Raw genomic sequence first — 12,581 nt, 5'->3', positions numbered from 1 at the left:
CTTGGCCTTCCGGCCGCACCAGCATCGGCCCTTGGTGGCCGCCATCATTCCTTTATGCCCCTCCGACGTCTCGCGCACTTTACCCTCCTGGCCCTTGGGCTCCTGTCGGCTCTGGCCGTGTTTTTTGTGGCGCAGCTGCGTTTCAACTACAACTTCAACGACTTCTACCCCGCCGGCGACCCGGACCTGGACTACTACATGGCGTACTCCGGGCGCTTCGGCAACGACAACGACTACGTGCTGCTGGGCCTGGAAGCACCGGCTGGCCAGACGGTTTTCGAGCCCCGATTCCTAACCCGCGTCGATTCGCTCACCCGTTTTATCCAGGGCCGGCGGCATGTCACGCAGGTATCGTCGCCCACCAACGCCACCAACCCGGTAGTCGAAGGCCTGGGCGTGTTCAATGTGCCGTATCTGCACCCGCAGGAGCCGGCGCGGCGCGCTACAGATTCGGCGCTGGTGTTTCGCACGCCGGGTCTCGTCGGCAACCTGATTTCGCGGGATGCGCGGGCGGCCACCATCCTGTTTCAGACCTCGCCCAACCTCAGCAAACCACCCGGCGACTCGCTGCTGACAGCTGTACGTACCGAGCTGCAGCGGCAGGGCTTCGCGGAAAACGAGTACCACATGGCCGGCAAAATGGTGGCCCAGTCGGTGTTCGTGGATCGGCTGCAAGTGGAACTGGCCGTGTTTATGAGCCTTTCGGTGGTACTCGTGACGGGGCTGCTGTGGCTCACGTTCCGGACGTGGTGGGGCGTGGTGCTGCCGCTGGTGGTGGTGCTGGGCTCCATATTGTGGGGCCTGGGCGTGATGTCGGCTTTCGGGGTGAGCATTGACCTGATGACGGCCCTGCTGCCAGTGATGCTGTTCGTAGTGGGCATGTCCGATACCATCCACATCATCACGCGCTACGTCACAGAGCTGGGCTACGGAGCCAGCAAAAAAGACTCCCTGCTGATTGCGCTGAAGGAATCGGGCTTCGGCTCGGGGCTGTCGGCGCTGACGACCAGCATCGGCTTCTTCACGCTGATGACCAGCACCATCCGCCCAATTTACAACTTCGGGCTGTTTACGGGCATTGCGGTGCTGCTCACGTTTGCGCTCAGCTTCACGCTGCTGCCGGCCATGCTGTTGCTGCTTCGCAAACCCCAGCTGCGCATTCCGCGCGAAACCGGCCACAGCTGGGACGGCGTGCTGGGGCGCCTGTTCCGGATGGTGCTGGCGCGGCGGCACTGGGTGGTGGCCATCAGCGGGCTGGTACTGGTGCTGTCGGTGGCCTCGGCCTCACGCATCCGCATCAACTCGGCCCTGCTCGATGACCTGTCTAAAAACGACCCGGTAAAGCTGGATTTCGTGTTTTTTGAGCGGAATTTCGCGGGTGTGCGGCCCTTTGAGCTGGACCTGAAACCCGCAGCCGGCCGCAGCATCTATGACCTGGACGTGCTGCGCCAAACCGAGAAAATCGAAGGCTATCTGCAGAAAACGTACGGTCTGAACTTCGTGGCCTCGCCCGTCACCATCATCAAATCGGTGCGCAAGGCCCTGAACGGCGGCCTGCTGGAAGAGTACCGCCTCCCCGATTCGGAAACTGAGCTGGCCCGCCTTACGCGCAAGGTGAAGCTGTTTCGCAAGAAGCCGGAGTTTCGGGCGCTGGCGTTGCCCGATGGCACGGAAGGCCGCCTGACGGGCCGCATGCCCGACGTGGGCAGCATCCGGGCCGATGCGCTGAACGCCGATTTGCGGCGGTTTCTGCGCACTTCCGTGGACAGCACGGTGCTGCAGACCCGTCTCACCGGCTCGGCCAACCTTATCGACAAAAACAACGAAACGCTCACCCGCAACATGATTACGGGCATGAGCATCGACATTCTGATGGTCGCGCTGATTGTGCTGGCGCTGTTCCGCAGCCTGCGCATGACGCTGGTAGTGCTCATCCCGAATCTAGTGCCCATCCTGATTGTGGCCGGCGTGATGGGTGCGGCCGGCGTGAGCATGAAGGTGAGCACCAGCATCATTTTCACTATTGCGTTCGGCATTGCAGTCGATGATACAATCCACTTCATCAGCAAGCTGAAGCTGGTGCTGCTCAAGGAAAAAAGCCTGTTCAAGGCGGTGCGCAAAACCTACCTGATGGCCGGCAAAGCCGTTATCGTCACGTCGTTGATTCTGGTCGGCGGCTTTTCGACGCTCATCTTTTCCTCCTTCGACGGCACGTTCTATGTGGGCCTGCTCATCGGCCTGACGCTGCTGTTTGGGGTGGTAGCCGAGCTGACTTTGCTCCCGATTCTGATTCTGGCTTTCTATCGGCACCGGCCCAAGGAAATCCGGCAGCCGGTGCCGCTGCTGGAGGCGTAGAAGTATACAAAAGTGGGCCCGCTGCTTTGTGGGCTGACTTGTTCCTAATTATGGTTTAGCAAGCGTCAGGCCCACCGGAGCCAGCAGCGGGCCGTCGTCGTAGAAATTGAGGTAGACCAGCATGGGTTTGGGGCTGCCGGCCCAGGTTATTTCGTACACATCCAGCATGCCCATTCCGTCAATAATCCCATTGGGCGTTTTGAAGGCACAGCAGCTGCCGCGCCGCCGGTAGCTGATTTCTTCGCCACCAGGGCCGCGCAGGGCGTTTAGGTAGCGCTGTTGGTTACGGACACCCGAATCCGTCATCGAATCAATTTTTCCGCCCACACAAACGGGCTTCTTCTGCGTTACGCCATACTCCGGATCAGTGGCTACAGCTACTCCAGAAGCCGGGGCTAGAGTGTGGCGCGCATTGTCATAGTAACTTTGCGGAAGATTGATAGAGCCGGTGATGTTTGGCTTAGCATCGGTGCCGGTAGCAGTTTTGGCGGTCTTGCAGGAAGTCATCATCAGCACCGCGCATAGACTTAAGGGATAGAATACTCGTTTCATAGCTCCGAGATACACTATTTGCCATTTATATCCTTTCACTGACCAGCTTTTTTGCCTTGCTTCTCTCCCGCTTTTTTCGCCTGCCCCTGACTGCCAGCCTAGTGCTGCTCGCCTGCTCGGCCTTTGCCCAAACGCCTGCCCTAGCTACTGCTCCCACCGACCCATTGCCCCGCCTGATTCAGGAGCGCCAGCTGATGGTGCAACAATATGAAGCAGCCAACACCCAGCGCAACAGCTTGTTCGGCAACAAGCCCAGCAAAAAAGACCTGCAGGAAGTGGTGGATGCCCTGAAGGGTATCATTCGCAAAGACACTGAAATTGTACGCGCCGTACAGGCCGGCACCCTGCGCAAAACCGCCGCTGTGGTGGCCGAAAACCAGCAGGCCAAGCAGCAGATTACCGTCGCGCAGACCGACCAGAGCAGCACCCGGGAGCGTTTCCACGACCTCGAAAACCAAATCAGCAACCTGCAGGAGCGCGACAAGCAGCGCGAAAAGAAGCTGCAGGACCTCCAGGCTACCGCCACCGAAGCTACCCAGGCCCGCACCAGCCGCGAGCTGCTGGTGGCGGGGCTGGCTGTAGTGTGCGCGGGCCTGCTGTTTTATGTATTAAAGCTGCGCAGCCGCCTCAGCACGGCTCCGGTTAAGCGGCGGAAATAGTCTGTCAACCACTTGTCATGCTCACGCCCGCCGCTCAGTTCCTGACCTACACCGAGGCGGTGGCGTTGTACCAGCAGCTCCGGGAAGCCGAGGTAGATGCGCTGGTAAAAACCTGCGGGCCGCCCTCCTTCCCGTTTGGCGACGGTATGTTTTACCAGCTGCTGATTGAGGAAGCCGACGTGCCGCTGGCCCTGGCCCTAGTAGAAGCCTTTGAGCAGCAGCGCGCCGCACCAAAAGCCGTACGATGCCCCCGGTGCCGGGCCGAGGGGGCTGCGCCGCTGGCCCGGCCGGCGTGGTGGCGGCGGCTGTATTACGCGGGTACAGTGCTGCACCAGTGCCCCCAGTGCAGCGCGGAATTTCCGGTATAAAGCCTCGGTTTTAGCTACCATGAACCTGTCCGAACATTACGCGGCCATGCGGGAGGCCACCATGCACCGGCTGCTGCACGAAGGGGCCGACCCGGACCTGCTGCTCCACTCGCCGCAGGACGACCGGCGGGGCCTCACGCTGCTGGCCCGGCCCCCGGCCTCCATCACGACGGTCATCGAAGCCATACTAGCCGATTTCCGGCACCTGGAGCCCGCGCAGTACTACTACCCCGCTTCCGATATCCACCTCACCATTCTCTCCCTCATTTCCTGCTACCCAGGCTTCACCCTGGCGCAGATTGACCCGGCCCCATACCGGCGTGCCTTGCAGGATATTACCCGGCTGGCGCAGCCCTTCCGGATTCGCTACGAGGGACTAACAGCTTCGCCCGGCGGGATTATGGTGCAGGGCTTTCCGGAAGATGAGGGCCTGGAGGAGCTGCGAGAGGCCACCCGGACTTTTTTTCGGGCCTCCAGGCTGCAACAGTCCATTGATACACGGTACAGTATTCACACGGCCCATTCCACCGTAATCCGTTTCACGCGCCCGCTCACCGATGCGCCGATGCTGGTAGCCCGGCTGGCCCAGTATCAGGAGCAGTTTATCGGCACGTTTGCGGTAGATGCGGTGGAACTGGTGTTCAACGACTGGTACCAGCGTGCCCGCACTACTGTGTTGCTGGGAACGTACCCGTTGGGCCGGCCCTGACTACCTTGCTGCCACCTTGTTATTTCCTGCCCATGTCTACCACTTATCCGTTTCAGGTTTCCGACCTCGAAGACCAGGCCACGCCCGGCCGCCAGCAGCGCCTGCTGGTGAACCTCTCCAACATGGACGACTATTACAACGTGTTCGAGAAATACGGCTTCAGTGGCAGCGGAGCCAGTTGGGCCGAGCATATTGAAACCATTCTGGAAGAACACGCCCCCGCTCTCCTCGACCACGTGGAGCTGCTGGGCCAGGGCGAAGTTTTCGGAGCGTACACCGACGGCCCCGGTGCCACCGAACAATTCCTGGCCCTTATTCAGCCTATTTTCGGCGACCTGGGCAGCCTGAACAAGTACCTAAGCCAAACCGACCCAGACGACTTTTTTGAGTAAGGAGCGAGCTTTGGCAGCACCATCACAATGCCTCAGAAATAACACTCCCTGCTTCGGCTGCACACTTGCCCGGTTTTGAAGGGGCGTAGCAGCAGTTATACAGGATGGCAAATTGCTGGTGTAGCCATTCCTTTCGGTGGCTCCCAACAGTGACTGATAGCGCAGCCGCTACGTATATCAGCAGTATCTGACGGATACTTACTTGATAACTTATCTCGCTACAATGCCCCAGCAGCCCAACCTACAGCGCTTCCTCGATGCCCAGCAGCACGACTATGCCACGGCCCTGGCCGAAATCCGGGCGGGGCGCAAACGCAGTCATTGGATGTGGTACATATTCCCTCAGATTCAGGGGCTTGGCTTCAGCGAAACGTCCCGGTTTTACGCCATCCGGAGCCAGCAAGAGGCGGAAGCGTTTCTGCAACATCCAGTGCTGGGGGCGCGGTTGGCGGAAATCAGCGCAGCCCTGCTGGCACTAAACAGCCATGACGCCACCCGCGTGATGGGTAGCCCTGATGACGTGAAGCTAAAGTCGTCGATGACGTTGTTTGCAGCTTTGGAGGGCGCCAGCCCGGTGTTCCAGCAGGTGCTGACTATGTATTTCGGCAACGAATCGGACGCCAAAACGCTGCAGATTTTGCGCCAGAACCCGTAGCATAGCGCCGTAAACTAGGGCACTAGCTGGGTTAAAGGGCGCTGAGAAGCACGGCAATCATTCGCTCAGCGCGCCGTTTTTAGCAGGACTTCGGGAGAAAGTATACGCCCCTGCTACAGAAAAAACAAGGGCTTAACCAAACCGGTAGCTGAATCCGGCGGCTATATTTCTTTACCTACTGACTCGCTAATCAGTCTGGCCCAGAGGCCTATATATTCCCAAGCCATCCATGAGCAACCTGATTCCTACTTACCGGCTGCAGAGTTTCGCCCGCCCCGAGCAGGAGCCAGTGGAGGTATTCTTTCTGGACGAGCATACGCATTCAGCCGGCCCGCCGCTGGGCGTACCGTACCGGGGCAACTACTACAAAATCGGGATTTGCCTGCGCGGCACGGCGGAACTCAAGGCGAATTTGGAAACCTACCGCATCGAGCCCGGCAGCCTGATGCTCATCACGCCCCACATCATCAAAGAGTGGACGTCCTTCTCACCTGACCACGACAGCCTGTCGGTTTTCTTCACGCCCGAGTTTATTACCACCCGCAACCACATTCCCGTCGACAACTTTCAGTTTCTGGAAAACGCGACCCGGCACGTATTGCCGCTTACGACGGCCGAGGCGGACAGCATCACGGCGTCGATGCGGCTGTTGCAGCAGAAGTTTCAGGCCCCGCACCCCTACCGCCACCAGGTAATCAAAAGCCTCATCAACAGCCTGCTGTATGAAGTGGTGGGCCTTTATGACCAGCAACGCGCGGCGCTGCAAGCTACCCAAACCCGCAGCCAACAGGTCACGGCCGAGTTTAAGCATTTGGTAAATGCACACTGCACCACCGAACGGAGCGTGCAGTTCTATGCCGGCCGCCTGTGCATCACGCCCAAGCACCTCACCGAAACCGTGAAGCAAGCAACCGGCAAAACCGCTGGCGAGTGGATTGAGGAGGCTGTGATGCTGGAAGCGAAGGCGCTGCTGCAAAACGGGCAGCTCACCGTAGCCCAAGTCGCCGACCTGCTGCACTTCGCCGACCAGTCGGCGTTCAGCCGCTTCTTCCGTAACAGCCTCGGCCTCTCGCCTACAGCCTACAAGCAAGCAGGATAACTGGTTGATAGCAAGGCCAGTCGCACTGAGCTTGCCGGGGCGTTTCTACCGCGTCATTGTAACGATTGGGTTAGCTGAAGGTAGCGACGGCTCGGCAGCGCGAACCGCAGATGAAGCATGACGGCCTTTCCGAAGACTTATCTGCCGGCCCTATTCCTTCCCGACTTTTTGCCTAACCTTCCCGCCCTTTCGCTCTGGCGACGGGGCCGTGGGCAGGCCACCTTTGCAGCACCTGCTTCCTACCAGTTTTGGAAGGCAGCTGCTGACAAATCCTTGTCGGTACGGGTCCCTTTTTCTTACCTACTTCCCCTCTCGTATGATTCTGATAACGGGTGCTACTGGCCATATTGGGTCAGCTGTGATTGAGCAGCTTCTGAAAACAACCGACGCCGGCCAAGTAGCTGGCCTGGTGCGCGACGAGGCCAAAGCCACCACCCTACAGGCGCAGGGCGTGCAAATCCGCGTGGGAGACTACAACGACCCTGCCACCCTAAACCAAGCCATGCAGGGCGTTGCTAAAGTACTGCTGGTATCTGGCGGCGGCAACGACGACGGCCTGCAGCAGCATTACAACGTGGTAGATGCCGCCAAGAAGGCTGGCGTAGGGTGCCTGGCTTATACTAGCCGCGCCCTGAAAGACCCCACTAGCCTGACCAATCAGCTGATGGCACGCCACTTTGAGACAGAAGACTACATCCGGGCCAGCGGCTTACCTTACATCATGTTCCGCAACATTCTGTACATGGATACGCTGCCGCAGTTTGTGGGGCCGCAGGTATTCGAGCGGGGCATCCAGTTGCCGGCTGGGCTGGGTCGGGTAGCCTTTGCGCTCCGTCAGGAAATGGGCGAGGCCATTGCCAACGTACTGGCCGACAGCCGCTGCGACAACCGCATCTTCACCTTCACCGGAGCCGGTACGTACTCCTTCGCCGACGTAGCCGCGGCCCTGAGCGAACTATCGGGCCGGCCCGTGACCTACACGCCTATCGAGCAGCTGGCCTTCGAAGCCCGGCTCCACGCCCAGGGCCTGCCCGAAGCAGTAATCCAACGTATCAGCGGCTTCCTTACCGACATCAAGAATGGGCAGGAAGAAACCGTCAGCCCTGATTTAGCGGACGCGCTGGGCCGCGCACCGGCTTCACTACGGGAGGGTCTGAAGACCATTTTCAAGCTGTAAAATGGCAGCAGGTAAGTAGCAAGCCCGGCCATTGTGTCGGGCTTGCTGGCGTTTGGGCGTAATTGAAGTGGCCGATAAGCTCCATATTGCTTCCCAGTAGCCCGCATCATATTCTTCCGCCGCTTCTCGCCTTCCACAAGACACTATGGCCTTGCACATCTGCTCCCTTCGCCCCTTTATCGGCGCGAAAGACTTTACCGTGTCGCGTAGCTTCTACCAGGCTTGGGGCTTTAGCGAAATCGTCTTGTCGCCGGCTATGTCCCTGTTTACGCTGGAAGGCGTGAGTTTCTACCTGCAGAATGCCTACGTGCCTGAGTGGATAGATAACACCATGTTGTTTCTGGAAGTGGCCGACGTAGAGCACTATTGGCAGGAAGTAACGGCTCTGGATTTGCCCGGCCGCTTCCTCGGAGTGCGGGTGCTGCCCATCCGCCACGAGGACTGGGGCAAGCAAGGCTTTATCCACGACCCTGCCGGTGTACTCTGGCATATTGGGGAGTTCAACCAAAGCAAATAACCCACCATCATCAGCCTAAACTGTTTCGCCCCTTTCGCCGCCTCTACCCGCTCATGACTGCCCAAGACATTATCCGTGACCTGGAGCTGCTGCCCCACCCTGAGGGCGGCTACTACCGCGAAACCTACCGCGCCGCCGACACTCTCGAAACGGCGGAAGGCCGGACCCGCAATACCAGCACGGCCATTTACTACCTGCTCGAAAACGAGGACAAGTCGCACTTCCACCGCATCAAATCCGACGAGCTGTGGTTTTTCCACCAGGGGCAGCCGCTGGAAATCATCCTGCTGACGCCCGGCCAGCCCACCCGCATCACCCTCGGCTCCGACTTTGCCAACGGTGAGTTGCCGCAGGCCGTCGTGCCGGCCAATACGTGGTTTGCGGCCCACCTATCGCACCGCGCCGGCTACGCACTGGTCAGCTGCACCGTGGCTCCTGGCTTCGATTTCGCTGATTTTGAGTTGGCCGAACGAGCCACGCTGACTCAGGAGTTCCCGCAGTGTCCGGAACTGGTGGAGCAGTTTACGAAGGCTGTATTGTAGCACTCAAGAGGACGTCATGCTGAGCTTGCCGAAGCATCTCTACCGCTTCAATTGGTACACATTCGACTCCATAGAAATGCTTTGCCAAGCACGACACAGAATCAATACTTCTTTAGCCATTACTTTATTATTATCGGCACTATGAAAAAAGTCAGAGCCTGTATCGGCTTAGTGTGCCTGATTACGCTGCTAGCGGGTGTGTATGGTATCATACATGATCAAGTCACGTACACCATATCACCGGAGTATTTTACCAAGTTCAAATACGAGCAGTTCGGGTTTGAGCCTAACTGGTTTGGTGGACATCGTCCCACTGTGGCAATCATCGGCTTTCTGGCTACCTGGTGGTTTGGCTTACTCATTGGCGTCATCTTCGGCATACTGGGCCTGATTTTCGTGGAGCGGGCCCGGCTCGTTGCGGTGACGTTGCAGGCAGTACGTTCGGCTTTCCTGCTTACGATGCTAGCGGGCGTTGTAGGCTTTTTCTACGGGCGCATGTACTTGGCCCAAGCTGGAGTTTCGTGGTGGCTTCCCGAAAACCTGACGGATAAGGCAGCGTTCATAACCGTGGGCTCGATTCATAACTTCGGCTACGTGGGTGGCCTGCTGGGTTTGCTGACCGGAATCCTGCAGATACTAGGCAACCGGAAGGGCCGGCTGCCTCAGCAACTGCCCACCACCGCATAGCCGTTTCATTCCCAAATTCCTCCCGACCTTCGGCCACCTTTTCCCCGATTTCGTTGTTACCAACGATTCGAACAAGAACCCCCAAAGTTGGCTGAACAACCTACCTATACCGAACCTTACGCCCTCGAAAAGGAGTTGCGCAAGGTGCAGGCCCTCATGAAGCTCGAGCAGCAGGAGGACCTCGAACAATTTAAAATCAAGAGCGCCCAGGCCAGCATTGCCGAGCGCCAGAAGCGGGGCCTCACCTGGTACCCCGTCAAAATCACGAAGGAGGACATCGGCTTTGGCGGCAAGCTCGTCATTGAGCTGGAGCGACAGGGCGGCAGCGGACTGCACCTGTTTCAGGTGGGCAAAAACGCGGCGCTGTTCGGCAACATCCCCGGCCGCTCGGGCTCCGACCGGCCCACCCTCTCGGGCGTAGTCACCAGCGTCAAGCGCAACAAAATCCTGCTGGCCACCACCAAAGAGGACCTGCCCGACTGGGTGGACGAGGGCAAGCTGGGCGTAGACCTGACCTTCGACGAGGTGAGCTACCGCGAGATGGAGTACGCCCTGGGCAAAGTAATGGGCGCCTTCGATTCGCGCCTGGCCGAGTTGCGCGACGTGCTGCTGGGCGCCAAACCGGCCCGCTTCCGGCCCGAATTGGAGGCTACGCTCTACTACCCTTCGCCCCTGAACGACAGCCAGCTTTCGGCCGTGCGCCACGTGCTGGCGGCTCAGGATGTGGCCATCATCCACGGCCCGCCCGGCACCGGCAAAACCACCACTCTAGTGCAGGCCATCCTGGAAACTATTCGGCGCGAGCGGCGGGTACTGGTGTGCGCCCCCAGCAATACAGCCGTGGACTTGCTGACTGAGAAGCTGGCCGAGCGCGGCGTGAACGTCATCCGGATGGGCAACCCTTCGCGGGTGTCGGATTTGCTGTTGCAGCACACGCTAGATGCCCAGATTATGGCGCACAAAAGCTACGCCGAGCTACGCAGCCTGCGCCAGACCGCCGAGCAGTACCGCGAGCAGGCCGGCAAATTCAAGAAGCACTTCGGCTGGGAGGAGCGTGAGCAGCGCCGGTTGCTTAAGCAGCAGGCCCACGATTTGCTACAGGAGTCAGACCAGCTGGAGCGCTACATCATGGAGGATCTGCTGGAGCAGGTGCAGGTGATTACGTGCACGCTGGTGGGCGCCGGCAACCGCGCCATCCGCCACCTCACCTACGAAACCGTTTTCATTGATGAGGCCGCCCAGGCGCTGGAGCCGGGCTGCTGGATTCCGATTACCAAGGCCAACCGCGTGGTGCTGGCCGGCGACCATCAGCAGCTGCCGCCCACCGTGAAAAGCGAGAAGGCGGCCCGCGACGGACTGCGCGAAACGCTGTTCGAGAAGTGCATCCGCCGCCAGCCCGACACGGCCCGCATGCTGCAGGTGCAGTACCGCATGCACGAGCAGATCATGGAGTTCAGCTCCCAGCAGTTCTACGACGGCAAGCTGGTGGCCGCGCCCACCGTGGCCCACGCCGATTTGCCCGACTACGACCTGCGCTTCGCCCCCGATATGGCCGTAGAGTTTCTGGATACGGCCGGCTTCGGCTTCCAGGAAATCACCATCGAGGAAAGCCGCTCCACAGCCAACCCCGAGGAAGCCGACCTACTACTCAAGCGCTTGGCGCAACTGCTGGAACCCTACGACCAGGCCGACCACGAAGCCGACCTGCTCACCATCGGCGTGATTGCGCCCTACCGCGCCCAGATCAACTACCTCAAGGACGCCATCGAGGAAAACGACGAACTAGTGGGCCTCATGGAGCACCGCATGCTGAGCGTGGGCACCGTAGACTCGTTCCAGGGCCAGGAGCGCGACATCATTGCCATCAGCCTCACCCGCAGCAACCCGCAAGGCGAAATCGGCTTCCTGAGTGACATCCGCCGCATGAACGTGGGCATGACCCGCGCCCGCCGCAAACTCCTGCTCGTCGGCGACTCCAGCACCTTGGGCGCGCACCCGTTCTATAAGGCGTTTCTGGACTACGTGGAAAGTATCGGGGCCTACCGCACGGCCTGGGAAATGCAGTAGATCCTTCCGGTACCGGCTTTTATCCGGAACTCGTGTTCGAATAGCAGGATTTTGATTTCCTCGAACCATCCTCCCGCTGAGGGAGTATCCTACATCTGGAGCGGCCAGAATTACAGGTCATTTCCGTAACTAGCTGCCCTAAACCTTTCCTACAACCCATCCCGGACGTATCCGTCCACTTGCAGTATGGCTCAAATCAGCGAAAACAAAGTCGTTACCATCACCTACGACCTGAGCGTAACCGACGAAAACCAAGAGAAAGTCCTCGTAGAATCGGCCGAGGAAGATGCGCCGATGGTGTTCCTGTTTGGCCAGAGTGGCTTGCCCGAAGAGTTCGAGCGCCAGCTCAGCGGCAAAAGCACTGGCGACTCGTTCACTTTCTCGCTCACTCCCGAGCAGGCTTATGGCGAGTACGACGAGCAGGCCGTGGTAGAAATTCCGAAGAACGTATTTGAAATTGATGGCCAGATCGACGGCGAAATGCTGCAGGTCGGCAACTTCTTGCCCATGGCCGACAACCAGGGGCACCACATGCAGGGTAAGGTGCTGGAAATCGGCGACTCGGCCGTGAAAATGGACTTCAACCACCCCCTGGCTGGCATGGTGATGCACTTCGACGGCAAAGTAGCCGAAGTACGCGAAGCCACCCAGGAAGAAATGGACCATGGCCACGTACACGGTGAAGGCGGGCATCACCACTAGGTTTCCAGCCTTATTTGAAAACAAGAAGAGCGACTCGCGAGGGTCGCTCTTTTTGGTTTAAAGGGACTAAAAAAGCACGTCATGCAGAGGCGCAGCCGAA

At 59.2% G+C, this 12,581-nt stretch carries 14 protein-coding genes; 13 read left to right on the top strand and 1 reads right to left on the bottom strand.

Annotated features, from left to right (window positions below):
* The first annotated feature begins 54 nt into the window (after positions 1 to 54).
* The gene (locus tag H4317_RS09070) at positions 55 to 2,355 is read left to right on the top strand and encodes an efflux RND transporter permease subunit (RefSeq protein WP_185889798.1); all 2,301 of its coding nucleotides are present in this window, start codon (positions 55 to 57) and stop codon (positions 2,353 to 2,355) included.
* 48 nt (positions 2,356 to 2,403) lie between these two features.
* Here the strand turns inward: H4317_RS09070 and H4317_RS09065 are convergent, their stop codons facing one another.
* Positions 2,404 to 2,907 carry a hypothetical protein gene (locus tag H4317_RS09065; RefSeq protein ID WP_185889797.1) on the bottom strand — a complete coding sequence of 168 codons (504 nt, stop codon included), beginning with the start codon at positions 2,905 to 2,907 and terminating at the stop codon, positions 2,404 to 2,406.
* A gap of 56 nt (positions 2,908 to 2,963) precedes the next feature.
* Between H4317_RS09065 and H4317_RS09060 the strand changes: the two genes are divergently transcribed.
* The 12 genes from H4317_RS09060 to H4317_RS09005 all read left to right on the top strand — a co-directional run bounded on the left by H4317_RS09060 (position 2,964) and on the right by H4317_RS09005 (position 12,481).
* Positions 2,964 to 3,566, top strand: a complete 603-nt coding sequence (locus H4317_RS09060; RefSeq protein WP_185889796.1) for a hypothetical protein — start codon at positions 2,964 to 2,966, stop codon at positions 3,564 to 3,566.
* A gap of 17 nt (positions 3,567 to 3,583) precedes the next feature.
* On the top strand, positions 3,584 to 3,934 hold the full coding sequence (locus H4317_RS09055) for a hypothetical protein (RefSeq protein WP_185889795.1): 351 nt from the start codon (positions 3,584 to 3,586) through the stop codon (positions 3,932 to 3,934).
* Between the two features lie 19 nt (positions 3,935 to 3,953).
* Positions 3,954 to 4,643: a 2'-5' RNA ligase family protein gene (locus H4317_RS09050; RefSeq protein WP_185889794.1), complete on the top strand. Its 690-nt coding sequence runs from the start codon at positions 3,954 to 3,956 to the stop codon at positions 4,641 to 4,643.
* Between the two features lie 32 nt (positions 4,644 to 4,675).
* Positions 4,676 to 5,035, top strand: coding sequence for an Imm51 family immunity protein (locus tag H4317_RS09045; RefSeq protein WP_185889793.1), 360 nt, complete (start codon positions 4,676 to 4,678; stop codon positions 5,033 to 5,035).
* 223 nt (positions 5,036 to 5,258) lie between these two features.
* A complete protein-coding gene (locus H4317_RS09040) occupies positions 5,259 to 5,690 on the top strand; it encodes a DUF1810 domain-containing protein (RefSeq protein ID WP_185889792.1) in 432 nt (143 codons plus the stop codon).
* Positions 5,691 to 5,919: 229 nt separating this feature from the next.
* Entirely contained in the window at positions 5,920 to 6,789 is an 870-nt protein-coding gene (locus H4317_RS09035) for a helix-turn-helix domain-containing protein (RefSeq protein WP_185889791.1), read from the top strand.
* 316 nt (positions 6,790 to 7,105) lie between these two features.
* A complete protein-coding gene (locus tag H4317_RS09030; protein WP_185889790.1) occupies positions 7,106 to 7,966 on the top strand; it encodes an SDR family oxidoreductase in 861 nt (286 codons plus the stop codon).
* Between the two features lie 145 nt (positions 7,967 to 8,111).
* Entirely contained in the window at positions 8,112 to 8,483 is a 372-nt protein-coding gene (locus H4317_RS09025) for a VOC family protein (protein WP_185889789.1), read from the top strand.
* 53 nt (positions 8,484 to 8,536) lie between these two features.
* Positions 8,537 to 9,025 carry a cupin domain-containing protein gene (locus tag H4317_RS09020; protein ID WP_185889788.1) on the top strand — a complete coding sequence of 163 codons (489 nt, stop codon included), beginning with the start codon at positions 8,537 to 8,539 and terminating at the stop codon, positions 9,023 to 9,025.
* A gap of 141 nt (positions 9,026 to 9,166) precedes the next feature.
* Entirely contained in the window at positions 9,167 to 9,712 is a 546-nt protein-coding gene (locus H4317_RS09015; RefSeq protein WP_185889787.1) for a hypothetical protein, read from the top strand.
* 87 nt (positions 9,713 to 9,799) lie between these two features.
* Entirely contained in the window at positions 9,800 to 11,779 is a 1,980-nt protein-coding gene (locus H4317_RS09010) for an AAA domain-containing protein (protein ID WP_185889786.1), read from the top strand.
* 186 nt (positions 11,780 to 11,965) lie between these two features.
* Positions 11,966 to 12,481 (top strand): FKBP-type peptidyl-prolyl cis-trans isomerase, encoded by a 516-nt coding sequence (locus H4317_RS09005; protein ID WP_185889785.1) that lies wholly within the window; start codon positions 11,966 to 11,968, stop codon positions 12,479 to 12,481.
* Positions 12,482 to 12,581 lie beyond the last annotated feature (100 nt).

Origin of the sequence: Hymenobacter sediminicola, assembly GCF_014250515.1 — a bacterium.
Lineage (GTDB): Bacteria > Bacteroidota > Bacteroidia > Cytophagales > Hymenobacteraceae > Hymenobacter > Hymenobacter sediminicola.
Note: the sequence above shows the minus strand (reverse complement) of the source record. Positions and strands in the feature narration are given on the sequence as shown.

Excerpts from the sequence above, each read along its gene's own strand:
- H4317_RS09070 (WP_185889798.1), top strand. The coding sequence starts at position 55 with ATGCCCCTCCGACGTCTCGCGCACTTTACCCTCCTGGCCCTTGGGCTC.
- H4317_RS09065 (WP_185889797.1), bottom strand. The coding sequence starts at position 2,907 with ATGAAACGAGTATTCTATCCCTTAAGTCTATGCGCGGTGCTGATGATG.
- H4317_RS09055 (WP_185889795.1), top strand. The coding sequence starts at position 3,584 with ATGCTCACGCCCGCCGCTCAGTTCCTGACCTACACCGAGGCGGTGGCG.
- H4317_RS09050 (WP_185889794.1), top strand. The coding sequence starts at position 3,954 with ATGAACCTGTCCGAACATTACGCGGCCATGCGGGAGGCCACCATGCAC.
- H4317_RS09045 (WP_185889793.1), top strand. The coding sequence starts at position 4,676 with ATGTCTACCACTTATCCGTTTCAGGTTTCCGACCTCGAAGACCAGGCC.
- H4317_RS09040 (WP_185889792.1), top strand. The coding sequence starts at position 5,259 with ATGCCCCAGCAGCCCAACCTACAGCGCTTCCTCGATGCCCAGCAGCAC.
- H4317_RS09035 (WP_185889791.1), top strand. The coding sequence starts at position 5,920 with ATGAGCAACCTGATTCCTACTTACCGGCTGCAGAGTTTCGCCCGCCCC.
- H4317_RS09030 (WP_185889790.1), top strand. The coding sequence starts at position 7,106 with ATGATTCTGATAACGGGTGCTACTGGCCATATTGGGTCAGCTGTGATT.
- H4317_RS09025 (WP_185889789.1), top strand. The coding sequence starts at position 8,112 with ATGGCCTTGCACATCTGCTCCCTTCGCCCCTTTATCGGCGCGAAAGAC.
- H4317_RS09020 (WP_185889788.1), top strand. The coding sequence starts at position 8,537 with ATGACTGCCCAAGACATTATCCGTGACCTGGAGCTGCTGCCCCACCCT.
- H4317_RS09015 (WP_185889787.1), top strand. The coding sequence starts at position 9,167 with ATGAAAAAAGTCAGAGCCTGTATCGGCTTAGTGTGCCTGATTACGCTG.
- H4317_RS09005 (WP_185889785.1), top strand. The coding sequence starts at position 11,966 with ATGGCTCAAATCAGCGAAAACAAAGTCGTTACCATCACCTACGACCTG.